The organism is Providencia sp. PROV223 (assembly GCF_028479245.1).
GTDB classification, from domain to species: domain Bacteria; phylum Pseudomonadota; class Gammaproteobacteria; order Enterobacterales; family Enterobacteriaceae; genus Providencia; species Providencia rettgeri.
Window position 1 is genome coordinate 192,197 of record NZ_JAMPNG010000002.1, and the last position, 26,212, is coordinate 218,408.

A 26,212-nucleotide genomic window follows, 5' to 3' on the forward strand; every position below is an offset into this window, starting at 1 on the left:
GCTTGCAGTTTTTCTTATTCTCTTTCGAACAACATTGAAATCCCTTGGCCACCACCAATACACATCGTGACTAACCCGGTGGCAACCTGACGGCGTTCCATTTCATACATTAACTTCACGGGCAAAATAGCCCCACTGGCACCCACTGGGTGACCCAAAGCAATTGCGCCACCATTCACATTCACCTTAGTGCTATCAAGAGATAAATCATTCATAACTGCGATAGCTTGTGCCGCAAATGCTTCATTTAGCTCAATTAAGTCAATGTCTTTTACATTCATCTTGAGCTTTTCCATGAGTCGGCGCGTCGCTGGTGCAGGCCCAAAGCCCATAATGGCCGCTTCACAACCCGCAACTGCCCAATCGACCACTTTCATTTTTGGTTTCAGGCCACGTTTTTCTGCTTCTTCACGTCGCATCATCACTAATGCCGCAGCGCCATCATTAATCCCTGACGAGTTTGCCGCCGTGATCACACCGTCGGCTTTAAATGCAGGGCGCAACTTAGCCAATTTGTCACGTGGTGTATCACGTGGATGTTCATCGGTATCAAAAATACGTGTGCCTTTACGGCCTTCCGGTATTTCTACTGGCAATATCTGGTCAGCAAAATAACCCGCTTGAATCGCTTTTAACGCTTTTTGCTGGCTGTCCCATGCAAAATCGTCCATCTCTTCGCGGGTAATATTGAACTGTTCTGCAACGTTTTCTGCAGTCATTCCGTTGTGATAAGGGCCTTCTGGCCAAGTTAGGATGGACGTTAATCCATCCTCGAGCACATCATTCCCCATGCGGTAGCCATAACGCGCTTTGCGTAAGTAGTACGGCAGCATCGTCATATTTTCTGTACCGCATGCCACCACAACATCGGATTGACCAGTCTGCAGTAACATCATGCCATCGGCTAAAGCTTGTAACCCGGAACCACATTGGCGGTTAACCGAATATGCTGTAGTTTCTTTTGGTAGCCCAGCTCGCAGCTGGCAAATACGGGCGATAAAACCACTTTCTGCAATTTGCCCAACATTACCCACAATGACTTCATCGACATCTTCGGGAGCAATTCCAGCTCTTTTCACGGCTTCACGAATAACCGCGGCCCCAAGGTCGTGTTGATGCGTATTTGCAAAGCTTCCTCCCATCGTGCCAATTGCTGTTCTCACACCACTGACAATGACAATATCATTCGCTTGTTTCATTATTTCCCCCTATAACACCATTCCGCCGCCAACATTGATCACTTCCCCATTGATATAACGCGCTTTATCAGAGGCTAAGAATGCAACACATTGGCCGACATCACGTGGATCGCCAGCAAAACCCGCAGGGATCTTGCTAATCATGATGTCCCAAACTTTTTCAGGTACACCACGAGTCATATCTGTATCAATAAATCCTGGGCAAATCGCATTTACTGTGACACCTTTACGGGCTAGTTCACGGCAAGCCGTTTTAGTCAGACCAATAACCCCAGCTTTGGACGCGGCATAGTTGGCTTGCCCAACATTCCCAAGCCAACTCGCCGAGGAAATATTGACAATTCGGCCACTTCCTTGCTCACGCATTAATTTTGCCGCTTCTTGCATGCAGTTAAATGTCCCTTTCAGATTGATATCAATCACTTTGTCCCAATCATCTTCCGTTAATTTATGCAGCATGCCATCTCGGTTGATCCCCGCATTATTCACCAGTACATCAATCGCCCCAAAATGTGCTAATGCGTTAGAAAATAAGGCATTCACCTCTTCACGTTTAGCAATGTCGCAAGGAATAAAAATGGCTTGATGGCCTTGTTCTTGTAACTGTTTTGCACTTTCTTCACCTGATGACATGGCTAAATCAGAAATAACAACTTTTGCCCCTTCTTCTGCAAGTACCTGAGCAATCGCAAAACCAATACCTCTTGCAGAACCCGTCACAATGGCAACTTTATCTTTTACTAACATGGATAAATTCCTCTTTAATATTGAAACTACAAATACGAAACCAGATCAAAAGGTGCCTCTTCAAATAATGAAGAGGACATCACTTTCAAATCAGGCGAAATTTCAGGTACGAAGTCCATATGGGCAAGAATGTCACGCTCTAGGTCAATTCCGGGGGCAATTTCAACCAGTACTGGGGTTTTCCCCCCTAAAGTGAACACCGCACGCTCCGTGACAAAATGCATGGTTTGGTTGATATTTCGTGCGACATCCGCATTCCATGAAATTTGCCGTACTTGGTTAACTAACTTTCTAATATCCCCTTCCCGCACAATAGTTAATTGCCCATTTTCACAATGAATATCTAACCCTTTTGCCGTGAACGTTGAGCAAAACACTACGTGCCGAGCATTTTGGGTAATATCAATAAACCCACCTGCACCAGGGCAAATATTGCCTAACAATGTCGCATTGACATGACCACTGGCATCCATTTCCCCTGCGCCCATATAGGTGATATCAACGCCTGCCCCGTTGTAGTACAACATTTGGTCTTGGTGACTAATCATCGCTGACAAGTTACGGCCTATGCCAAAATCAATACCGCCGGCTTGAACGCCCCCCCAGATCCCTGACTCCACGGTAATATCAACCCGCTTGGTTGCATTTTCTTCCTGAATAATTGAACCAATAACATCGTTTGGAATTCCCGTTCCTAAATTAATCACACAGTTTTCATATAGATAACGGCATGCAATTCGCCCAATCAATTTGCGAATATCTAAAGGTAATGGCGTAGTTTGTTGGATAGGCGTACGAATATCACCGCATAGCGTTGGGTCAAAAAACCAGCTTGAGGATTGGCGATGGTCTTCTTCAGGGTTATCACACACGACAATGTGGTCAATAAAGCTGGCGGGAACCGTAACACGCTTAGGATGTAAAGTCCCTTCTTCAACACAATACTTCACTTGTGCAATTACTTTGGCACCAAAGCGTTTAGCAGCCAGTACCGCATGTAAAACTTCTAACGCCATGGCTTCTTCATCGGTGGTGAGGTTACCTTTACTATCCGCATGGGTTCCTCTGATCACCACCACATCTAAAGGAATTTCTGGGTACCATAACCATTCTTCCCCTTTGAAATTCACTTTTTCAACTAAAGGAGGAAGCGCCAACGTTTTAACGTTCATCCTCCCGCCTTCAAGATCAGGGTCGATAAATGTCCCTAACCCCACTTTGGATAAGCGTCCTGGTAAGCCTGCGGCCATTGCGCCATATAAATGCACCATTTGCCCTTGCGGAAGACAATACGCTTCGACTTGATTGTCATTAATCATCTGCATCCATCTAGGCGCTAACCCCCAATGAGAACCAATAATCCGTTTCACCATTCCTTCATGGGCAAAGTGTTGATTCCCGCGAATACGGTTACATTGCCCAGCCGCATGAACGAGAGTTAATTGATTTGGTACGCCCTCGGATAAAAAACGTTGTTCAATTGCCGATAAAATAGATTCAGCAGCACTGGTTAATGTCATTCCCACAGTACAAATTGTATCGCCATTATTAATTAATTTAGCGGCATCTTGTTTAGAAATAAATTTATTATTCATGATAAAACCTACCTGAAGGCTAATATTTCATAGCCCCTTTTTGATTAATTAAAAACTAATTTAGATTTTAGTTATTTAAAGAGTAATAGCGTAATTTCAAATCTTTCTTACTTATTTTCCCATTCCAAGTTCTAGGGAAATTACGTGTAAACATAATTCTTACTGGAACTTTATACGTTGGCACTCTATCTTTTAACCATTCAATAATTTCTTTACTGGTTAAACATACTTGGTTCTCAGGAATAATAAATGCAATGGGTTCTTCGCCATATATTGTACTTTCAATTGGAATGACCGCGACCTCATTAACGCCTGGGTAATTAGAAATCAAATCTTCGATTTCAATAGAATATATTTTTTCTCCACCACGGTTAATCATGTCTTTAATTCGATCTTGAATATAAAGGAAACCATCATCATCCCTATAACCAATATCGCCGGTAAAAAACCAACCATCATTAAACGACGTGCTATTCGCAGGGCTATCAGGCCAATAACGTTGGATAACAACATCCCCCTTAACCCAGATATTGCCAGTACTGTTAGCAGGTTTATCTTCACCTTTATCATCTCTTATGGCCACCTGTAACCCAGGAACCGGAGTGCCTGAGCTCGCCTTTTTATCACTGTACCGAATATCTTCACGAAATACGGTGGCTGGGGATGATGTCTCTGTCAAACCATAAATAGAATGAATGGATGTTTTAGCGAATAGATAAGAAAGCTCTTTAATCGTGCCTTCATTCAAATGACCTGCACCACAAGCAATCATTTTTAATGAATTAAATCTTTCCAGATTAATACTTTTATTTTCTTTTATTTTTTGAATTAATAATATAAACACAGTTGGAGAACCATGTAAGAATGTGATTTTTTCTTTTGCAATTGTTGAAATAATATCTTTTGCATTAAATTTCTTTTGAAGATAAACCGTCCCACCAATATGAATAAATAACGCTAAAATAGCAGAAAGCCCAGTAATATGATAAATCGGTACTGCTAAAATTGTTTTATCGTGTTCAGATAACTTTAATGTTTCCTGATAGGCATATACTGCAGACAATATATTCTTGTGTGTGATCACCGCACCTTTTGGTGCACCTGTTGTACCCGAAGTAAATATCACAACCGCGGGGTCTTCCTCATTAACTTGGTTGGTAAAGTTAATTTCTTCAGTAAGTATTATATTACGCCACTGAGAAAGACTCATCCCTTTTGTACTGAACTGAGCTAACCATGGTTGATATGTGTCATCCCAAAAAATAGCATCCGCATTAATACAAGATAAATGCTCTTTGCCTTCAAACTCTTTCATTTTAGTACTTAAAGGAATGACCTGAATGCCCAGCCCTACAGCAGCATAAAATAATTGGCAAAATTCAATCGTATTTCCCCAGCCGAGTACTATCCGATCACTTTTTTTCAACTGTGCGGCTGTAGTTAGCCACAACATTGTTTGGTTTACTTTCTCAAGTAATTGGTGATAACTCCAACTTTGCTCTTCAAATACAATCGCAACAGCGTCTGGCTGCACTTTTGCTCTTTGTAATAAGCTTTGGTAGATGTTTGAATTTGGCGCAAGCATGGACACACTCCGATACACCTGAATATGACTGATATGCTATCAATGTATAAAATACACTCCAGCAAATTAGTGCCAATCTTCACAAATTATTCACACCCTTTTTTTATTTGAATTAGTGATCTGCACAACGAATTTGTTAACAATTTTGTTACTTACGTCTTATTTTAAGCGCTGGTTTTTATTGAACATGAAGATATTTACCTTTTGTTATTATCTAACCATTCAAAATGCATATTAATTTCGATGAATAACTCAACTATGATTGTGCGTATAAACAATGACCCCCAGACTAAAAAGTCGCTCAGCAGTAATACTTAACTCATCTGCTTATCCTCTATATGTTCTTGCACTCTGTGCTATTTAGCCCTCCCACCAAACCAAATACGATAAAAACAGTGGAGAATTCACTAGAGATTGCTACAGTGTAAGACCTTCATAATGAAAAAATTGATGAGAAAAAAATCGCCACCTTTGCAAACGGTTAAGGAGATAACTCATGGCAAACACCCCCTATATTCCCCCAAAAGTCTGGCAATGGGAGCAAGGTAACGGCGGAAAATTCGCCAATATTAATCGTCCAGTTTCCGGTGCAACTCACGAAAAATCTTTACCTATAGGTAAGCACCCACTACAGCTATATTCCTTAGGAACGCCGAACGGGCAAAAAGTCACTATCATGTTAGAGGAGTTATTAGCCCTTGGCATTAAAGAGGCAGAATATGACGCTTGGTTAATTAACATTGGTGAAGGCGACCAATTTAGTTCTGGTTTTGTTGAAATTAACCCTAACTCAAAAATTCCCGCTTTAGTCGACAGAAGCGGCAAGGAGCCTATCCGAGTATTTGAGTCAGGCTCGATTCTGACCTATTTAGCCGAAAAATTTTCTGCTTTTTTACCCACAACTCAGCCGGAACGAGCTGAAACCTTATCCTGGTTATTTTGGCAAATGGGCTCAGCACCTTTTGCTGGTGGCGGTTTTGGGCATTTTTATGCCTACGCACCTGAAAAGTTTGAATACCCAATTAACCGCTTTGCCATGGAAACTAAACGTCAATTAGATGTGTTAGACAAGCGTTTAGCAGAACATAAATATGTTGCAGGGGAAAACTACAGCATCGCTGATATCGCCATCTGGCCATGGTACGGTGCATTAGTGAAAGGTTGGCTTTATGATGCCGCAGAATTTCTATCTGTCCATGAATATAAAAATGTTATTCGTTGGGCTGATGAAGTCTATGCACGCCCAGCAGTACAGCGAGGTCGCCGGGTTAATCGCCTACAAGGTGACCCTGCACAACAAGTACGCGAACGCCACGATGCGAGCGATATAAGTTAATTGATTATTAAGGAAGGGTAGTTTCTTTATAATTACCCTTCTTTTTATCATACCACCTTATTTTGTTGTGGGGGCCACTCTTGAACTTCACCAAATATATTTTCCAGCCCGTCTTTAATTTCTGAGATATCATCCAGATAAAGTATGGCTAAGTTTTTAATTGCGCGTGAGCAAGCAACGTAGACTAAATTTTGGGTATTGAAAAATTCTTTTTTGTCGTTATCACTCATATTTTCTAATTTATCCAATTGTTCTTCTTCGCTCATGCCCCTAATTTCAAAAAAATTTTTAAATTTATTTCTGTTTTGAGCTAAACTGCCAAAACTATGTTCCATAATAATTACAACATTTTCATACTCTTCACCTTTTGTTGCATGGTAAGTATGACATCTAATGTCATCGGAATTTTGGCTTCTGTTAATATAATTAACCCATGATTTCCATTCAGAAATATTTATAGATAAAAATTTCTCTACAAAACTAATCACTCTATCATTATTATCCTCATCATGACTTAAGGGTGTTTTCATTAAGCTCTCAACTATTACTCTAAATTTTGAATATAGATCATTATAGGTTTCAATCTCATTTCCTAAGGAACTTTCAAGATATATATGGAGTGAACTCAAGCTAGCTGCCTTTTCAGAATACCTAGATAAGCCATCAATTAAATCTCTTAAGGTATCTACTTTTATTTTCTTTATATAAACAATTAAATCTTTAGCTAGAGATAATTTCAATTCCCTTCCTTTATCACCAAAAATATCATAATAAGTACTTCCTTCACTTTTAACTTTTATATACATATTTGTAAAATTAAAAATTTTACGAATAGAAGGATTCAATTTATTAAGTTCATGAGAAATTAATTGTGAATTAAAGTCTTTGAAATAAAAAGCACTTTCCGCCTCAAGCATGTTATATATAGTGCCAAACCCACTTAAATTAGCCAATAATTTATTTGTTAAAACGAAAAAATCAATCACACTTTCATTGCCAAATTTCGTGGAGAGTTTATCGCGTATTTCCTTTAATAGTGAATTATTAATTCCCCCATCAAAATCACATTGATAAAAATTAAAAATACCTTTGTTTTTTTCATTATCTATTAATACTTGTTGTATTTCGTCATTTCTAACTTTATTAGCAATATCTACAATTTGCTTATGCGAACGCCTATTAAAACTCTTATTTACCTTAATAGGAATAGAATGAAGTCTTGTAATATCGCTTCCAACACCATCATCATAGATATTTTGTGCTGTATCACCAAAATAACCCACAACCCAATTTCTATTGTTCTTTATGGCATATTGATGAATATCAGCCATTATCTCAACTACAGGTATACTAGTATCCTGATATTCATCAATAAAAACAAAAGGATACTTATCAATAATAATACGCTTTAAAATATCACTATTTCCTATGATTACCTTAGCATATTCAATTAATGTATCATGGCTAAATCGCATTTTATCTAGTCTATCTGAGTTGAATAAATTGTCATAAAAAACTTCTGTATAATCAGTGACTTTTCCCATTATCTTTTCTATACATTTTTTATATCTATTTCTCTTATAAACTGCCTTTGCTACTTTTTTAAAGTTGGCTATATTTTTTAAATATTTATTTAAATCCAATAAATTAAAATCTAACGGATTGATATCGTTATATACTTTTTTAAAACTTTCAGAATTAGCACTTTGATTTTTATAAAAAATCTCTTTTGTTGACTCAAGAAAAAATTCAAACCCTTGCTTATCTTTAAGATCCAAATAAAATTGGAAGGGGTTTTTATCTTTCGGCGGTTTGTTTTCATCAACAATACCATTTAAATCATTGTTTAATTTCTCCAGTTCATACCTTAATTTTTTGAGGTGACAAGCGAGCAATTCTGGTTGGTGTTGTTTTATTAACTTCCACAGCATTTCATGAATGGTAGAAACAATAATGACATCTGAATTCCCTAATCTCTCTTTTATTTCATTAACAGCTACATTTGTATATGTCACACAATAAATATTTTGGTTTCGTTTACTCAAACAGTTTAAATTGTTACTTAATAAAAACTTCAATACCTCCACTAATGCATAAGTTTTACCAGCCCCTGCACCGGCATTAAAACGAAAACTAGTATGGTTCATTACAGATTTATAAAGAGACTCTTGTATTTTCTGTTCTTCAATTTCATTTTTTTCTTTTTCATTAATTAACATATTAGGCTTCCTTCTGAATTATGATGTCATTCAGTTTTTCTTTTAACCATTTAAATCCATCTATAATATATTTAGGAAGATTGGGGATATCTTTATCATCTGATATGATACAGCGATATAATAATTCACTGGAGAAGTTATTTTTACTATCGGAAAGTTTACTTTGTAATTTAAATGAATTCTCTTTTAAATTATTTTTATCACCTTTACCTATGATCTCTTTATATATATCGGGTTTACATTGTTTCAAAGCATCATTCAAAATGTCATTATTGAAATTAGATAATATAAAAGCCTCTTCTAAGCTTGTTGCATAATACCCTGACACTTTATCTTTTTGAAAAACAACATAAATATTTTCATCCTCAAAATAATCAATATTTTCTAATGATTCAAAGTTTTCATTTGCTTCATTTTGTATATTGTCATTTTTATATTTCATTTCATTAAAGTATGAGATGGTTTTGTTTGTTGTAATGAAATTTTTCAGATCGCTTATTTGTAGAAACTCCATTTTATCTGAAACACTTGGGACATTATCCTGCCCTTTAATATGACCACATATATGACAGCTTTCATTACTTTTTTTATGTTTTACACCTTTCTGGCAAGGGCTTCTTTTAATATCTAAATCAGTAATAACCAAGCATGGTATTCTTAATATTTTAGCAAGAGAAAAGTAGACCTTTCCATGAGCTCCATTAATATTAAAAACAGAAATATAAAATTCACTTAACACCTTATCTTTCTCCAAATAATACTGGAGTAATGTTTCTTCTGTTGCCCCCTCAACAAAAATAACCGCATCTGAAAAAAACAACTCAGAAACCTTGTACTTTATATGTTTTTTTATAAATTTTAAATCATCAATTTCATTATTATTCTTTTCCATTTTAGTATTACTTTCAATTTTAATTCCTTTTGATATTACACTATCATGGAGGTTAATAACTCTTGCAGATTTATTCAACACCGTTACATAGTTAATGTTATTAAAAGAATTACTACTGTGTATTTTGCTATTAACAATATGAGATGAATGTGTCGTAATGGTAATTTGACAATTCAATTTCTTTTTATTACCTTCATTTTCATTTGCAAGAGAAAGTACTTCTTTTATTGCATCATCAATACGTTTAATAAAAAACTCTTGCATTTGTGGATGCATAAATACTTCGGGTTCTTCGATACAAAGTAGATTGATACGGCTATTTTGACTACCATTTTCGTAACTATCTACGTAGTAAATTATTTCGCCAATAATATTTAAAAGGTTAATATACCCCAACCCAAACTGGTTTTCAGGAATAAAATCCCCATCATCAGAAAAATTATATTTAATTAGATTTTTAATTAATCCATCATAAGTTATATTACCCAATAATTTTAATCCTACATGACTCTTACCCTCAATTTTTTCAAGTATCGAAGATACATTATCGCTTTTTTTATCCACATTATCGGTTAAACCTTTATTCATATTATAAATATCATTCTTCAGATTTTTCTTACTCTCTTTGTCATTATCAAAATAATAAGATATTATCTTATTAAAAACATTACTCAATACATCATCTTTAAGGTGTCGATTAGCTTTAATTTCTTTTAGATTAATTAGATTTTTTAGATAAAAATTACTAACTTTCCTCTCATTTGAGTCATAATATTTAATCTCAAACAATTTTTTATTTTCACCCAAATTCAAATGATCTGAATTTTGATCCAGTAACTCATAGAAATAATGAGTCATCTCTATTATTTTTTGTTCTTTTTCTTCTCCGGATAATGTAGAAAAATTTGAACTTTTTATAATGCTTTTAATTGCACTCCCAAATGCGACTTGTTCTGATATCTCTACCTTAACCGTTATTTCAATTTTCTCTTGATTTTTTTTATTCTCCTCAGAGCAATTATTTTTTAATTTTTTTTCTTCTGAATCAATATCCTCATGGTCGCTATTCTCTAGCGGCATAAAATCATTCAACACCGATAGCAAATCGTTAGTATCGAAATCTACATTAACAACTAATTTAAATTCTAGTTCAGGGTAAGATTTTATCTCGTTCCCCTGCAAATACTCTTCAAATAACTCTTTCAAATATTGCACATTAAAATCTGCCGCCTTTGGCTGCTGATTCTCACAAACCATTTTTAACGCATTGACAATCGTTGTTTTACCTACGTTATTTTTACCAATAATTAATGTTGTCGAGGGCCCTATACCTGAATATCCATCTGATTCAGAATCCTCTATACTACAAGGCTCTACAAAATGAACAACATTGTCTTCTGTGCGAAACTTTCGATAGTTTACAATTTTAAGGCTTTCTAAATACATATTATATCCTTATTAAAACAACTAAACGCAACTACTATAAATAATTTCACTTAATACTATTCATAAAAAAAATTAAATAAAACACTCTTTATAACAATAGAGATTTTCATCACAAAATAATAATCATCTGTAGAAATAAATACTTAGAATTGAAATTAATATCTAATGTTATATTTGCATTTAGTTATTAGTTTAAATTAAATGAACAAGCATCATGCGAAATTTCACTAAAAATTATTTTTAATACCACCTCTATCGCTTGTACTCACACCGTAAAATTTAAGCTGCTCAACAGGCCATCACCAAGCCTCTGCCGATCGAACCTTGCTCAACTTACTGTCATATAAAAGTAATAAAGATTTTACGAATGCAAAATTATATCAAAGCTAATAAAATTTATATTTATTTAAATAAAAAATTAACAAATAAAAAACATTCAATTTGATTTAAATCACAAATTCAACTTTATTTTTTAATAAAAAAATCAAAATAAGGATTTGATTTTAAAATACTGTCTAAAAAAGATATTAATTTACCAATTAACAATGCGTGCAATCACATAAATGAACCTTTATTGAAAATTAATCAATAATCACCTACCCCATTGATGAATCTTTTTCAAATGGATTCTATTCCATATCAACTGTTGCTATTCTTGCTACACCATCAAAACAAACCCAAAAAATCAATTAATTATAGGTTAATAAAGCTATTTATTCACCGTGGGATTTATTTAATTAGTTTATTCACATTCATAAAATTTAAATTATAAAAATTTTATTATTAATTTTTATAGGTACGCCAATTAATTTTAATTAAAATGAGGTTCACCTAATTATGTCAATTAAAGAAAAAGATAATATTTTATTAGATTCCGAGTATGAACATGTCCCCGTTCCCCTTGAACATCGTAAAAGCTTTGCATCTGTTTCCGCTGTTTGGTATAGCTTCCCATTAGTATTAACTAGTGCCGTTATTGGTGGTGTTGTAACTGCCATGTTAGGGTTTAAAATGGGCGTCGCCGCCATTTTAGTGGGTAACTTATTGCTATGTTTAGTGATTGGGTCATTGAGTTATTTAGCAGGGAAGACAGGTGAAAACTTTGCAATTTCAGCCAAAAGAACCTTTGGGCAGCGCGGCTATATTGCAGTTTCAGGACTGCTCGCTACGGTCGTTATCGGCTGGTTCGCATTGATGGTCGGTCTTACAGGCGATACGATGTTTCGCTCATTTGGGCAGGATTTATTACTCATGACCATTTTAGGCGGTGTATTGTATGTTGGCGCAACGTTTATTGGTATTAAAGCCCTCGCTATTTTAGGGTATATCGCTGCACCGATGTATTTGATTTTAGGGTTAATATCCGTTTACATCGCAATGAAAAGTGGCTCATCAGATATTATCAATTACCAACCCCTTGCAGGGGCTGGAGCACTATCATTTGGTGTTGCAGTTACAATGATTTTCTCTACATTTACTGACTCAGGCACCATGACAGCCGACTTTACCCGTTGGGCAAAAAATGGCAAACAAGGTTTTCTAGCAGCCTTTACCGCGTTCCCCATTTCTAAATTTTTTGCGGAAGTGATTGGAGCAATTATTGTGGCAACAGGTGTAGTCATGCACCCCGAAGTCACGGGCGGTGATTTCATCACTATTTTAGCAAATTCAAGCCCACTACTTTCTATCCTCGCGATTATTTTTGTATTTGTTAACTTAGGAGTGGGCTGTACTCACTGTTTATATAATGGGGCGGTGGGCTGGTCTCATATTACGAAAGGAAAGATGAGAACATTAACCATTATTTTAGGTGTCATTGGGATTATTGTTGCTGTGACTGGGATTTGGAATGCGTTTCAAACCTGGTTGAATTTACTGGGTTTAATTGTGCCGCCAATCGCCGCTATTATCATTATGGATCAGCTGGTACTTAAGCGTAAAAATAATGAAGCAAGAAAATGGCAACCACTGGCTTTCATCTCTTGGATACTCGCCTCAGGGATTGCCTTAATCGTTAATGCTTATGCTCCTGAGCTTTCCGTCGTGGTTGCAGGGTTAATTTCTTCCTCTGTTATCTATTGGATTGGTCATCAATTTTCAAAATAATCGCTAAGTGAATAGTGAAAGAGGGTTAATCTCCCTCTTTCATCTGCCCTTTATGTTCTTCTTGTGAAACCAAATGTACCCCTATATATCGCTGATAACGTGCGGGTTTTAATTTGGTTAAGTCCACCAGTACCAAGCCATCGATACAATCATTGAATGCGGGGTCTGTACCGAAATCCATAAACTGTACGCCACCCGGCTCGCATAATTCAGTATATTGCTTATAAAGCGTCGGAATTGAACAGCCAATGTTATTGAGTAAGCTTTTCAATTTAACTAAATCTTCGTGGTAATTGCCCCCTGAAAATTGGGCTAATAGCTGTGGCAAAGAAGCTGGATACGGCTGATGTGACTGTGCAATGCTGTGTTGCGCCGAAAAATAGAGCCGATAAAAAGTAATCAGTAAGTCACGCGCCGCAATCGGCATTGAGCCAGACATAGATACAGGACCAAAAAGATAGCGATATTGTGGGTATTTCGCCAAATACGCGCCAATACCTAACCATAAATAATCTAAACCCCGTTTTCCCCAATATTTAGGCTGAATAAAGCTCCGACCAAGCTCAATACCTTGCGCTAATATTGGCATCATGGCTTGGTCATAATGAAATAAGCTAGAGCTGTAAATACCCTGCAAACCTTTGGTCTCAATTTGCTTTTTAGTGGGTATAAACCGATAAGCTCCGACAATATCAAGTTCACTTTCATCCCATAATACCAGATGATAATAATCGTTATCATAGCTGTCTAAATCACGGCGCTTACCTGAGCCTTCCCCTACAGCACGAAATGCAATTTCGCGTAATCGCCCTATTTCTCGCAAAATCGGCGACCTTACTTCTTGGTTTCGGTGATAAAGGTAAATCGCTTTCCCATCAGGGGATGTTCCTAGCCGCTCACATGCCACCAACGCTTTTTTTAATTCAATTCTGTCTTCTGGTAAAGCAATTGGTGATTCGCTGGTAAATAGCCCTTCCTTACCTTTTCCCAACAAATAGACATGGCGACGAAAGCGCCCTGCTAGCTCATGAGCCGCTGTATGGCCATCATGCCAATGAATAAATGGGATGCTGCCACCAATACGAATTTTTAATCTTTTTCCTCGCTGCTTAAACATTTCCCTGACTAACATTAAAGTCGATAACGGCTTGTAAACCAACGAGGTTAAATAGAATAAATGGCTATTTCGCCCTTGAATATGAATGGGGACAATAGGTGCTCTGGCCTTTGCGGCTAAACGCAAAAAACCTGTACGCCAGTGGCCATCACGAACCCCTTTACGGCCAAACCGAGAGACTTCACCCGCAGGAAACACAATTAATGCCCCTTGCTTGTCCAAATGCCGTTGCATTGCTTCAACCTGCTGCCGACTGGTTCGGTTATTCATGTTGTCCACTGAAATAAATAAGCTTTTTAGTGGCTCTATATAATTGAGGAACTGATTTGCCACGATTTTGACATCAGGACGAACGGCAGCAACTGCACGTAATAGTGCAAGGCCATCGAGTGAACCTATCGGATGGTTAGCAACTAAGACAACAGGGCCTTGAGTCGGAACATTTTCTAAGTCACCCTCAACCATTTCACAAGAAATATCAAAGAACTCCATGATTTGTTCAATAAGATCCAAGCCCTTTAAGTGCGGATAATCTTGGGCAAATTGGTGAAATTCTTGTTCAAACAGCAGCTTTTTTAATAAACGACGTTTCCATTTGCCTGGTGTTTGATGAGGAAAAATATCGTGCAGCAGGGTATCGACACTAAACATAATGCTATCTCCTAACTGAGTTACGACGAACTTAAGTCAGACTCATAACAACAATATGTTTATTTTATGACAAAATGGTGAAAGCACAAAAATGATGATGTAGATCATTACTTTTCATTTACTAATATTATAGTTATCTAAAATCAATAATTTTTCCGAATATTGCTTTCTTGAATAATTTATATTTTACTCATTTTATAATATGCATTTATTCCACAACAATTAAAAAAGTATAAAACTAAATTTTTTGATTAGTTTTACTTAATTTATTTGAATAATTCAGAATTTATTATTTATAAATACCCACCAATTAAATTGAACTAAAAATTTATTACAATAAGATCAGAAACAAACAATACCCTTTAAATTCAATTAAATAAAAATTAATTATAAGTTTAATTTTTAACTTTTTTCTTATTGATAGGCAAATCTTATTTCAGCAATTGCTTAAACCGATGGCCATCATTGATAAAAATCAAGAACCTCTCGACCTTATTTATACATGATAGTCCGGCTGTAGAATTATATTAATTAAAAAATATTTAAATATATTTGACCGCAATCTTTCAAGGATAGTGTAATGAAAAAACTTACTCGCATTACGGTCGCTGTCATATTTTTGCTTTTACTCGGTTATTTTGGGTTATCTGGATATGTGTGGTATCACGATAATCAACGAAGAGAAAATAATGACATTCAGACATCTAAAATTGCAGAAAATAATCAAGTTCTCAAATTCTTCGCTGAAAAGGGATGCGATTACTGTCACACGCCGTCAACTGATTTACCTGCCTACGCATCGTTCCCCATTGCTAAGCAACTGATGGAATACGATATTCAGCTAGGTTATAAATCATTCAACCTTGAGGCTGCTCGCGCTGCACTCATCGCAGGAGAACCTGTACCACAAAGTGAATTAAATAAAATTGAGTGGGTTATGCAGAACCACACCATGCCGCCAACTCGTTATGTTGCACTTCATTGGGCAAGTAGCGTCAGTGATGAAGAGCGTAATAGCCTTTTGAATTGGATAGCTAAACAGCGAGAAGAGCACTATGCCAGCCAAGATACCGCTGCTGAGCACCGTAACGAACCAATTCAACCAATTCCAAAATCACTGGATGTTGATGATGCAAAAGTCGCATTAGGTTTCCGCTTGTATCATGATGCGCGCCTGTCAGGGGATAGCACGATTTCTTGTGCGCACTGCCACGCACTCAATGCAGGTGGTGTTGATGGCCGTAAAACATCAATTGGTGTTGGTGGCGCAGTAGGCCCAATCAATGCGCCAACGGTGTTTAACTCTGTATTTAATGTCGAGCAATTTTGGGATGGTAGAGCACCTGATTTACAAGCGCAAGCCGGTGGCCCACCATTAAATCCTATCGAAATGGCATCAAAATCATGGGATGAAATCATTGAAAAATTGGATAAAGACCCTGTCTTAAAACAAGATTTTAATGCAGTTTACCCAGAAGGGTTTACGGGTGACACCATCACAGATGCGATTGCTGAGTTCGAAAAAACCTTAATCACCCCAGACTCTCCGTTTGATAATTGGTTAAGAGGCGACAAAACTGCATTAACCGCACAACAGCTCCATGGTTACCAGTTATTTAAAGAGAACAAATGTGCAACCTGCCATGGTGGCGTGATCTTAGGTGGTCGTTCCTTCGAACCTCTGGGCCTGAAAAAAGACTATGAGTTCGGTGAAATTACCGCACAAGATATTGGTCGCATGAATGTCACCTCTGATGAGCGCGATAAGTTACGCCAAAAAGTCCCAACACTACGTAATGTCGAGCTAACCGCGCCATACTTCCACCGTGGAGATGTGGCTACCTTAGATGAAGCAGTGAAACTGATGCTGCGTTATCAAGTCGGTAAAGAACTGCCACAAAAAGATGTCGACGACATTGTTGCCTTTCTTGAAAGCTTAACGGGTGTGTATACACCATATGTACAACAAGGTGAATCACAACAGTAAATATCAATAGCTAATTGATATGAAAAACCAATAGCACCGCTCAAATAATAGCGGTGCTATTTTTTTATTTAAAACTGCCGTATAGGCTACCTACAACCCCGACTTAATCTATATTCAAAGCAATTCACGTTATCGCGTATCTCTTTCCCACTGTGTTATTACTTAAACGATCCCAGTTTCCCAATTTATACGAAACAATGTTAACTAGCTCAAAGTTTTCATTGAATGGTATTTAAAAGGTATTATTAAGTGGTATTGTCATTGCTGTACCCTACAATACCTATAATTAGCCGTATAAAGGAATGAAAGATGAAAAAAACAACAGCAAAACTCTCATTCATGATGTTCATTGAATGGTTTATATGGGGGGCTTGGTTTGTTCCCTTATGGCTATTTTTGAATAAAAGTGGCTTCACCCCTTCTCAAATAGCATGGTCTTACGCCTGTACAGCCATTGCTGCAATTATCTCTCCCATCCTTGTAGGCTCAATTACTGACCGATTTTTTGCCGCGCAAAAAGTCCTGGCGGTACTGATGTTTGCAGGGGCAGTCTTTATGTTTTTCGCAGCTCAGCAAACTGAATTTTCTAGCTTTTTCCCTCTACTCTTGGCGTATGCATTGACTTATATGCCAACCATTGCGCTCACCAATAGTATCGCTTTTTCCAATGTGGAAGATGTGGAACGTGACTATCCTCGTATTCGTGTAATGGGGACTATCGGCTGGATTGCATCAGGCATTGCATGTGGATTTTTACCTTCCATGATGGGCTTTGGTGATATTTCTGCGACTAATATCCCGCTCTTAGTGACAGCCGCTAGCTCCGCTTTACTGGGCTTTTTTACCTATTTCTTGCCAGACACCCCACCAAAAGGAACTGGCAAAATGAGTATTAAAGTCATGCTCGGATTGGATGCCATTGTGCTGTTAAGAGACCGTAATTTCTTAGTATTTTTCGTGTGTTCATTCCTCTTCGCCATGCCTTTAGCTTTTTACTATATTTTTGCTAACGGCTACCTTACTGAAGTTGGGATGAAAAATGCCACCGGATGGATGACCTTGGGGCAATTCTCTGAAATCTTCTTCATGCTTGCTTTGCCCTTCTTTACTAAACGTTTTGGTATCAAAAAGGTATTACTTCTTGGTTTAATCACTGCAGCTATCCGTTATGCTTTCTTTATCTATGGCGATGCAGACCACCTATTCACCTACGGATTACTCTTCCTCGGTATTTTATTACACGGTGTTAGCTACGATTTTTACTATGTCACCGCATATATTTATGTCGACAAAAAGACGCCTGTGCATATGCGAACAGCGGCTCAAGGCTTAATTACTCTCTGTTGCCAAGGCTTTGGTAGCTTACTGGGTTATAGCCTAGGTGGGCAAATGATGGAAAAACTTTTTTCTTACGGTGAACCTGTCAACGGCCAGACCTTTAACTGGGCCGGTATGTGGGGCTTCGGCGCTGCTATGATCGTCGTAATCACGGTTGTTTTCATGTTGATGTTTAAAGAGTCGAGCCGTGATATTCAAGAAATTGATATTAATAAAAGTGGCATAAAACCCACATCCAATTAGTTAAGCAATCATTAATTAAACGCCTTTATTGACCGACTGCCAACACATAAGGGCGCTGTTTTTAGCCAAAATTGAAGGAATTATAATGAACAAAGAGAACCGTATTTTAGGCACGTTTTATGGCCAAGCCTTAGGTGATGCAATGGGAATGCCTTCTGAATTATGGCCTCGCTCTCGTGTTAAAGCACATTTTGGTTGGATAGACCGCTTCTTACCTGGGCCAAAAGAAAATAATGCAGCTTGCTACTTCAATACGGCAGAATTTACAGATGATACCTCAATGGCGCTCGCACTTGCGGACGCGATTATAGAATGTGATGGCAAAGTGAGTCCTGAACTTATTGGCCGTAATATTTTAAAATGGGCAGAGCAATTTGATGCCTTTAATAAAAATGTCTTAGGGCCGACCTCTAAAATTGCATTAAAGGCAATAAAACAAGGGACTCCGATTTCTCAGTTAGAAAACAATGGCATGACAAATGGTGCCGCAATGCGAGTTTCCCCACTCGGTTGTTTGCTGCCAACTCATTCTATTGATGAATTTATTGATGAAATTACACTCGCCTCATCGCCAACGCATAAATCGGATGTGGCAATTGCGGGGGCGGTCGCTATTGCTTGGGCAATTTCTAAAGCGATAGATGGCGAAAATTGGCCGCAAATTCGCGACCAATTACCTGCTATTGCGAAGCTAGCACAAGAAAAGCATGTCACAACCTTTAGCCCATCAATAGCTGCACGTATTGAACTTGCTTTACACACGGTGAAAAACACGATTGGCGCCGAGCAAGCAATGGAACAGCTTTATCAACTCGTTGGCGCTGGTACGAGCACCATTGAGTCAGTTCCTGCCGCCATTGCTATGGTTGAATTAGCGGAAACTGATCCCAACCGCTGTGCCATTCTGTGTGCTAATTTAGGGGGAGATACCGATACCATAGGGGCAATGGCCACCGCCATTTGTGGCGCCCTCCATGGCGTTGATGCCATCGATAAACAGCTCAAAAAACAATTAGATGATGTGAATCAACTTGATTTTACACAGTATAGCCAAGCCTTTATGGCATTGAGAACTGCAAGAGAAAAAGCTTATGAAAACTGCTGAACTTATTGCCCATCTTCCATTGCAAGCGGAGCATCGTCCTGTCTGCCTGATTGGCGCTGCCGTTATTGATGTGATTGCAGATGCATATTCACTGCCTTATCGCGGAAGTGATATCGAATTGCACCAGCAGAGTGTCAATATCGGTGGATGTGCTCTGAATATTGCGGTGGCCTTGCAGCGTCTTGGTATCCAGTCTCTCAATGCATTACCTATTGGGCAAGGTGTATGGGCAGATATCATCCGCAACCAACTCAATAAAAAAGGTGTGAGTTCCGTTATAGAAACGAATAAAGGTGATAATGGCTGGTGTTTAGCCTTGGTTGAACCCGATGGAGAAAGGACATTTCTTTCAATTAGCGGTGTAGAAAACCAATGGGAACGCCAAACCCTAGATGAATTGCGAATTACATCTAACACTATCATCTATCTTTCTGGCTACCAACTAGCCGCAAAATGTGGCGAAACTCTGCTTTCATGGCTGGAGTCGCTCTCCGATAACGTCACTTTATTTATCGATTTTGGCCCTCGGATCGCCGACCTTTCGAAAACACAATTATTACGATTAATGGCTTTAAAACCAATCATTTCGTTGAACCGCCAAGAAGTCGAACATATCGTCACATTATTCCCTGATATCGCGCATCAAGGAATGGATACAGAAGCATTAGCCAATATTTGGCATTCTCAATTTTTAGTTCCCGTGATTGTTAGAGTCGACAAAGAAGGCGCGTTCTTTCAAGAAAGTGGTCGTTCATCAGGCTGGGTGGCACCATTTGAAACCACCGTTGTCGATACCATTGGAGCAGGAGATAGCCATGCAGGAGGCGTGATTGCGGCATTGGCGTCCGGCTGGGCACTAGAAGACGCCGTGTTACTCGGAAATGCTGTCGCATCCTATGTAGTTAGCCATCGCGGAGGGGATTGTGCGCCTTCGTCTGAGCAACTCACCGCATATTTACAGCAATATTAATCATCAGAGAAAAAAGAGGCCTAGCCTCTTTTTTACTCTTCAGAGACAAATACATACATATCACTGCGACACTGATTAAAACTGTATTCAATGGGCACATTTTTATGGTCGAAAGCCACCTGCTTAATCACTAAAATAGGTACGGTCTTTTCCAATTTAATGTGCGTTTGGAAGTCTTCATCTGGCATTCGAGCACTCACCTTGCTCTTTGTTCGTGTAGGATAAATATTTTGGCTGCGAAAATAATCGTACAAAGATAAGCCAATATCATCGACATCACCAATCAGCCCAATAGGAACATATGACTCCTCAATAGAGACCGGCTGTTCATCCACATAGCGAATACGTTTTAACATAAATACATCACTATTGATGGGGAGCGCTAGTGACTCTGCCACCTCCTGTGAACAAGGCACGATACTTTTATTGACCCAAAGTGTGTTTGGTTTTTTTCCAAGTAAAACAACTTGTTGTGAAAAACCTTTAGCTTCTTTGAGTGAATATTCAAACTTATCACTAATTTGGGTGCCATAACCTTGTGACCGAATGATAACGCCTTCTTGTTCAAGTAGCTCTAACGCTTTTCGAACGGTAATACGTGACACCCCTGTCTGCTGACCTAATTCCCTTTCACTGGGTAACATATCACCTTGATGCAAAACCCCTGTTCGCACGGCAAATTTCACCGTTTCAGCAAATTTTACATATAAAGGTGTATTGTCTATTTCAGCAAGACGGGTGCAAAGTTGTTGGATCAGAGATAAATGCGCATCATTCATATTGAGTTAGTCACCTAAAAATCGCAGCAATAATCAATAGTACCACTATCCATAAATTTATTGCAGGCAATTGAATTAGATAAATTTATTACCAATGAAAAACAGAATGCTACAGGGTACTATTTCTGGTGAGGTACACGTTTTTCTCTGATATAGGTAAAGTCAATTGCTGTTGATACCCATCCAGTGTTTCTTTCGATAATATCGCCAATGCGCGGTAAAAATCGCTGTTAGCCGAATCTATCAATACTTCGAGAAAATGTGCCGACCAAGGTAATAAGTGCCAAGCGAGCAACTCTTCTAAATCCGCTCTGCGATTTTGCTCAGCCAGCCAAGCCGCTAACATCAAAATCAACCCAAAGTGGTCTTCAGGCTCTTTTTGTGTCGTTACGGGTTCAACACCTTTAATACGCATCCACTGACGCAATTCAACGGTTGAGTCGCCAAAAACAATCTTTTCTTTATCTAGCCAAACCGAACCCCAAGGGGGAGCAGGTAAAGCATAAGGCCCAATAAACAAGCGCTGCCATGCTTCACTCAGTGGTTCATTCCCCTGAGCACTGGATTGCAAAAGCTGGCTAATTTTTACTAAGGAAGGTAAAGCAAATGGCCATTCGTCATGCCAAGTCGGCTCCTGTAAAATCGCGATAATTTCTGCATTGTTTTCATTCTCTGGGGAGAAATAAAATAAAGATCCCAAAACCCGCCCTGTCACTGCAACGTGTTCAAGAAAGTGCGCTTGTTGCATATTGATTGTCTCTGAAGTTATCAGCGCAGGGAAATCACACCCTGCGCTGAAAGTTTACTAATTAAGCTACAGCCATGCCGACTGTCATATGTAAACCATAGAATAGCCCACGACCGATAAATTCACCAACCAGTACCAGCACGGTACCAAGAAGTAAGCTCAAAACCGAAGGCTGATTTTGTCGCACAACAGGCAAAATCCATAACAACAACCCAAGACTTGTCACCACGATGCGTATCACTTGTAAAACACCAAAATCAGGGGCTAAATCCACGGCTTTTTGTACTGAGGTGGTGATAAGCGCAATCTCACCACTTTGCAGTAGTACTGATGCAATAGTCACGATATAAGCAACGACACTAATTGCCGCTAATTTACCACTATTAAATGGAAATTTAGCAACTCGTAATAGCAAAGTACCTAAAATTGGCCCCACAACAAACAGAGTCATAAAGAAGCCGATAGTGGTATGTGGCGTGTTCCATGTCGGTACTGTGCTTATCATATAAACTCGTGTCATTGCCCAAACAAATAGCAATCCCATCAACATGGTGATGATTAGCCACACCTTATCGAGTCCTGTTGGCATCTTTTTGATTGCGGATAACAACCACCATAAGCCACCCAAAGCAAAGAAAATAGAGCCGAATAACACTTCGTTACTCAGTGACGAGGCAAATACACGGTTCATCGAGTTAAATGCACGCATCGGTGAGCCCATATGCATCATAGAAGCGAAAAAACCTAAGCCCATCAATACCCATAATGCCAACATCGCATTCACAATACGCTGTTTTTGGGGTTTATCGTCTGTCGATAACCATGCAAGCCCCGTTACAATCACACCACCTGCAATACTTTGGCCTAATACCGTAAATAAAATTAGCGGCCATTCATGTAATCCATTGCCCATGTTATACCTCCCGAGGATTGGCTAAATGGCCTGTCGTATCATTGACAGGGCGACTATTGGCATTTGGTTTAATGACAAGATTGGGCTTGGTATAGTGCGCTTCAGGTAGTGGCGCAATCTCGGCCAAATTGCCATGTTTTTCACGTAATTCATCAATGGGGCCAAAGTCTAATGCACGCAATGGGCAAGACTCGGCACAAATCGGTTTTTTACCAACTGCAACACGTTCATAGCAACCATCGCACTTGGTCATATGTCCTTTTTCGCTATCAAATTGCGGTGCACCATATGGGCAGGCCATATGACAATAGCGGCAACCAATACACACGCTTTCATCTACAACGACAAAGCCATCTTCACGTTTGTGCATCGCGCCACTAGGGCACACTTTGACACAAGCAGGGTCTTCGCAGTGGTTGCATGAAATCGACAAATAATAACTAAATACGTTTTGATGCCACACACCGTTATCTTCTTGCCAATCTCCCCCTACATATTCATAAATGCGCCTAAAATTCACCGCAGGAGATAAATTTTTGTAGTCCTTACACGCTAACTCACATGTTTTGCATCCCGTACACCGTGCGGAATCAATATAAAAACCATATTGTGTTGTCATGATTTATCCCCCTATACCCTTGCCACTTCAACCAAATTACTGTGTTGCGGATTACCTTTCGCTAACGGTGACGGGCGTTGAGTCGTCAGGACGTTTAGGCTACCACCATGGTCTACCTTGTTTTCATCAGGTGCGTACCAAGCCCCTTCCCCCATTGCGACAACGCCTGGGATGATGCGTGGAGTCACTTTGGCAGTGATCTGTACTTCCCCTCTATCGTTGTAAATTCGTACCATGTCGCCATCTTTAATATTGCGACGTTTTGCATCAATAGGGTTGATCCACATCTCTTGTAAACAAGCCGCCTTGATCACATCAACGTTACCGTAGGTGGAGTGAACTCGTGATTTATAGTGAAAACCACTCAATTGCAGTGGGTATTTTTCGGTGAGCTTATCATCATGGCTTTCAAAGCCTGGGGAATACATTGGAAGTGCTGATATCAAATCACCTTCCGCTAGAGTCCATGTTTTCGCAATATCCGCTAAGCGAGATGAATAGATCTCAATCTTTCCTGACGGGGTATTTAATGGATTACCAATAGGGTCTTCACGGAAGGCTTTGTGTGCTACAAAATGCCCTTGCGGGTCCATTTTTTTATAAATTCCTTGCTGCTGGAATGTCTCAAAATCAGGTAGCTCAGGTAACTTTTGTCGTGAGATTTCATACAAATGGCGTAGCCACTCTTCTTGGGTTCGCCCTTCGGTGAATTTCTCTTCAACGCCCATGCGACGCGCAATTTGTGTACACATTTCATACACTGTTTTACTCTCAAAACGCGGTTCGATAGCTTGGCTGGCGAAAATGACATACCCCATATTACTGGCGGCACCATCCAAACAAAAATCCATTTGTTCAGAGGCGGTGCAATCTGGTAGGACTAAATCCGCATATTTCGCTGAGGCGGTCATATGGTTATCAATCACTACTATCATTTCGCATTTTTTATCATCCTGAAGAATGTCATGCGTTTTATTAATATCAGAGTGTTGATTAATTAAGCTGTTGCTGGCGTAGTTCCAAATAAACTTAATCGGAACATCCAGTTTATCTTTGCCGCGTACGCCATCATGAGTTGCGGTCATTTCTGGGCCGCGCTCTATTGCATCAGTCCATAAAAATACGGAAATGCTTGCTTTGACTGGGTTTTCTAACGTTGGCATCCGCTCAAATGGAATATCATAATTCCCTTCACGAGCCCCTGTATTACCACCATTGATGCCAACATTACCGGTTAAAATCGGTAACATCGCAATCGCACGTGCGGTTTGTTCACCATTCGAATGACGTTGCGGCCCCCAACCTTGGCTAATATACGCAGGTTTTGCAGAACCGATTTCACGCGCGAGTTTAATGATTTTATCAGCCGGAATACCGGTGATCTGCGCAGCCCATTGTGGTGTTTTTTCTACGCCATCATCCCCTTGGCCTAAAATATACGCCTTGTAGTGACTGTTTTTTGGGGCGTCTGCTGGCAGGGTTTTCTCATCATAACCTACACAATATTGGTCTAAGAAGGGTTGATCAACCATATCTTCAGTGATCAACACATGGGCGATCCCTGCCACTAATGCGGCGTCTGTTCCTGGGCGGATTGGGATCCACTCATCTTCACGCCCTGCTGCTGTATCAGTATAACGCGGGTCGATCACTATCATTCTTGCATTAGAACGCTCACGAGCTTGTTCTAATTGATAAGTAATCCCACCACCGCTCATACGGGTTTCTGCAGGGTTGTTACCGAAGAGAACCACCAGCTTTGAGTTTTCGATATCGGAAACGCTATTACCCGCTCCGCTACCATAGGTATACGGCATTGCACAGCTGATTTGTGCCGTACTGTAAGTTCCGTAATGGTTTAAATAGCCGCCCATACAGTTCATCAAACGGGCGATGGGTGAATTCGCTGGCGGCCATGAACGTGCGACTGTGCCACCTAATGTGCCAGTACCATAGTTCAAATACACTGCTTCATTACCATAATCGGCAATAATTCGTTTTAGGTTACCACTGATTAGATCGTAGGCTTCATCCCAACTGATTTGTTTGAATTTACCTTCACCACGCGCCCCAACGCGCAACATTGGGTATTTCAAGCGGTCAGGGTTATAGACACGACGGCGCATTGAGCGACCACGTAAACAGGCTTTAACTTGGTGATTATTGCCGTAAACATCATCTCCGGTATTATCGGTTTCGACATATTTGATTTCACCATCAACCACATGCATACGCAGTGGGCAGCGACTCCCACAGTTAACAGTACATGCGCTCCAAACTATTTTCTCTTCAGGTATGGTTGTTTTGGATGCGGTTTCACTGGTATTAGCAACACTATTAAAAGGTAAACTTAGCGCTCCACTTGCAAGTGCGAGTCCCCCGACGGTACTGGTTTGCATTAGCTTCCTGCGGCTGATCTCCGATTGGAGTACTCCCTCAGATAATGCTTTACTCATATCTGCCTCACTTTACATTGCTTCAGCGTTTTAAAATGGTTTTCTGAAATTTATTTTTATCTTTAATTTATTTATCAACTTCCAATTACCATTCTATAACCGAGGCACCGTGGGGTATTGTGCACGATCAACAATCCAATACAAATTGTGTGGTTTTGATA

18 protein-coding genes are annotated in these 26,212 nt (G+C 39.1%); 6 read left to right on the plus strand and 12 right to left on the minus strand.

Annotated features, from left to right (window positions below):
• Nucleotides 1-14: 14 nt before the first annotated feature.
• The 4 genes from PR767_RS03685 to PR767_RS03700 form a co-directional block, all read right to left on the minus strand.
• Nucleotides 15-1,199 (minus strand): thiolase family protein, encoded by a 1,185-nt coding sequence (locus PR767_RS03685; protein ID WP_109912755.1) that lies wholly within the window; start codon nt 1,197-1,199, stop codon nt 15-17.
• Nucleotides 1,200-1,208: 9 nt separating this feature from the next.
• The gene (gene fabG / locus PR767_RS03690; RefSeq protein WP_004907760.1) at nt 1,209-1,946 is read right to left on the minus strand and encodes a 3-oxoacyl-ACP reductase FabG; all 738 of its coding nucleotides are present in this window, start codon (nt 1,944-1,946) and stop codon (nt 1,209-1,211) included.
• A gap of 26 nt (nt 1,947-1,972) precedes the next feature.
• Nucleotides 1,973-3,541 (minus strand): bifunctional acetyl-CoA--acetoacetyl-CoA transferase subunit alpha/beta, encoded by a 1,569-nt coding sequence (locus PR767_RS03695; protein WP_004907757.1) that lies wholly within the window; start codon nt 3,539-3,541, stop codon nt 1,973-1,975.
• A gap of 67 nt (nt 3,542-3,608) precedes the next feature.
• Nucleotides 3,609-5,126 (minus strand): class I adenylate-forming enzyme family protein, encoded by a 1,518-nt coding sequence (locus tag PR767_RS03700; RefSeq protein WP_196723524.1) that lies wholly within the window; start codon nt 5,124-5,126, stop codon nt 3,609-3,611.
• Between the two features lie 496 nt (nt 5,127-5,622).
• On the opposite strand from PR767_RS03700, the gene yghU reads away from it, so the two are divergent.
• The gene (yghU, locus tag PR767_RS03705) at nt 5,623-6,462 is read left to right on the plus strand and encodes a glutathione-dependent disulfide-bond oxidoreductase (protein ID WP_117162605.1); all 840 of its coding nucleotides are present in this window, start codon (nt 5,623-5,625) and stop codon (nt 6,460-6,462) included.
• Between the two features lie 47 nt (nt 6,463-6,509).
• On the opposite strand, the gene PR767_RS03710 is transcribed toward yghU, so the two are convergent.
• Nucleotides 6,510-8,681 carry a UvrD-helicase domain-containing protein gene (locus PR767_RS03710; RefSeq protein WP_272519900.1) on the minus strand — a complete coding sequence of 724 codons (2,172 nt, stop codon included), beginning with the start codon at nt 8,679-8,681 and terminating at the stop codon, nt 6,510-6,512.
• 1 nt (nt 8,682) lies between these two features.
• Nucleotides 8,683-11,019 carry an AAA family ATPase gene (locus PR767_RS03715; RefSeq protein ID WP_272519901.1) on the minus strand — a complete coding sequence of 779 codons (2,337 nt, stop codon included), beginning with the start codon at nt 11,017-11,019 and terminating at the stop codon, nt 8,683-8,685.
• Nucleotides 11,020-11,856: 837 nt separating this feature from the next.
• On the opposite strand from PR767_RS03715, the gene PR767_RS03720 reads away from it, so the two are divergent.
• On the plus strand, nt 11,857-13,125 hold the full coding sequence (locus PR767_RS03720; protein ID WP_272519902.1) for a cytosine permease: 1,269 nt from the start codon (nt 11,857-11,859) through the stop codon (nt 13,123-13,125).
• A gap of 25 nt (nt 13,126-13,150) precedes the next feature.
• Here PR767_RS03720 and PR767_RS03725 read toward each other — a convergent pair whose 3' ends face one another.
• Nucleotides 13,151-14,893, minus strand: a complete 1,743-nt coding sequence (locus PR767_RS03725) for a lysophospholipid acyltransferase family protein (protein WP_272519903.1) — start codon at nt 14,891-14,893, stop codon at nt 13,151-13,153.
• A gap of 580 nt (nt 14,894-15,473) precedes the next feature.
• Between PR767_RS03725 and PR767_RS03730 the strand changes: the two genes are divergently transcribed.
• The 4 genes from PR767_RS03730 (at nt 15,474) to PR767_RS03745 (ending at nt 20,536) form a co-directional block, all read left to right on the plus strand.
• Entirely contained in the window at nt 15,474-16,880 is a 1,407-nt protein-coding gene (locus tag PR767_RS03730) for a cytochrome-c peroxidase (protein ID WP_109912769.1), read from the plus strand.
• 309 nt (nt 16,881-17,189) lie between these two features.
• Complete coding sequence (locus PR767_RS03735) at nt 17,190-18,461, plus strand: nucleoside permease (protein ID WP_004907714.1); 1,272 nt, start codon at nt 17,190-17,192, stop codon at nt 18,459-18,461.
• Between the two features lie 85 nt (nt 18,462-18,546).
• Nucleotides 18,547-19,566 (plus strand): ADP-ribosylglycohydrolase family protein, encoded by a 1,020-nt coding sequence (locus tag PR767_RS03740; RefSeq protein WP_004907711.1) that lies wholly within the window; start codon nt 18,547-18,549, stop codon nt 19,564-19,566.
• Complete coding sequence (locus PR767_RS03745; protein ID WP_109912770.1) at nt 19,553-20,536, plus strand: PfkB family carbohydrate kinase; 984 nt, start codon at nt 19,553-19,555, stop codon at nt 20,534-20,536. The genes PR767_RS03740 and PR767_RS03745 overlap by 14 nt, the downstream gene beginning before the upstream one ends.
• Nucleotides 20,537-20,568: 32 nt before the next feature.
• Here the strand turns inward: PR767_RS03745 and PR767_RS03750 are convergent, their stop codons facing one another.
• From PR767_RS03750 to PR767_RS03770, 5 genes are all read right to left on the minus strand, one after another.
• Entirely contained in the window at nt 20,569-21,315 is a 747-nt protein-coding gene (locus tag PR767_RS03750; RefSeq protein ID WP_123382216.1) for a GntR family transcriptional regulator, read from the minus strand.
• A gap of 109 nt (nt 21,316-21,424) precedes the next feature.
• The gene (dmsD, locus tag PR767_RS03755; RefSeq protein ID WP_117162610.1) at nt 21,425-22,063 is read right to left on the minus strand and encodes a Tat proofreading chaperone DmsD; all 639 of its coding nucleotides are present in this window, start codon (nt 22,061-22,063) and stop codon (nt 21,425-21,427) included.
• 61 nt (nt 22,064-22,124) lie between these two features.
• Entirely contained in the window at nt 22,125-22,976 is an 852-nt protein-coding gene (locus PR767_RS03760; protein WP_272519904.1) for a DmsC/YnfH family molybdoenzyme membrane anchor subunit, read from the minus strand.
• Between the two features lies 1 nt (nt 22,977).
• On the minus strand, nt 22,978-23,595 hold the full coding sequence (locus tag PR767_RS03765) for a DMSO/selenate family reductase complex B subunit (protein WP_109912773.1): 618 nt from the start codon (nt 23,593-23,595) through the stop codon (nt 22,978-22,980).
• An 11-nt stretch (nt 23,596-23,606) separates the two neighbouring features.
• Entirely contained in the window at nt 23,607-26,051 is a 2,445-nt protein-coding gene (locus tag PR767_RS03770) for a DMSO/selenate family reductase complex A subunit (protein ID WP_109912774.1), read from the minus strand.
• Nucleotides 26,052-26,212: the final 161 nt, after the last annotated feature.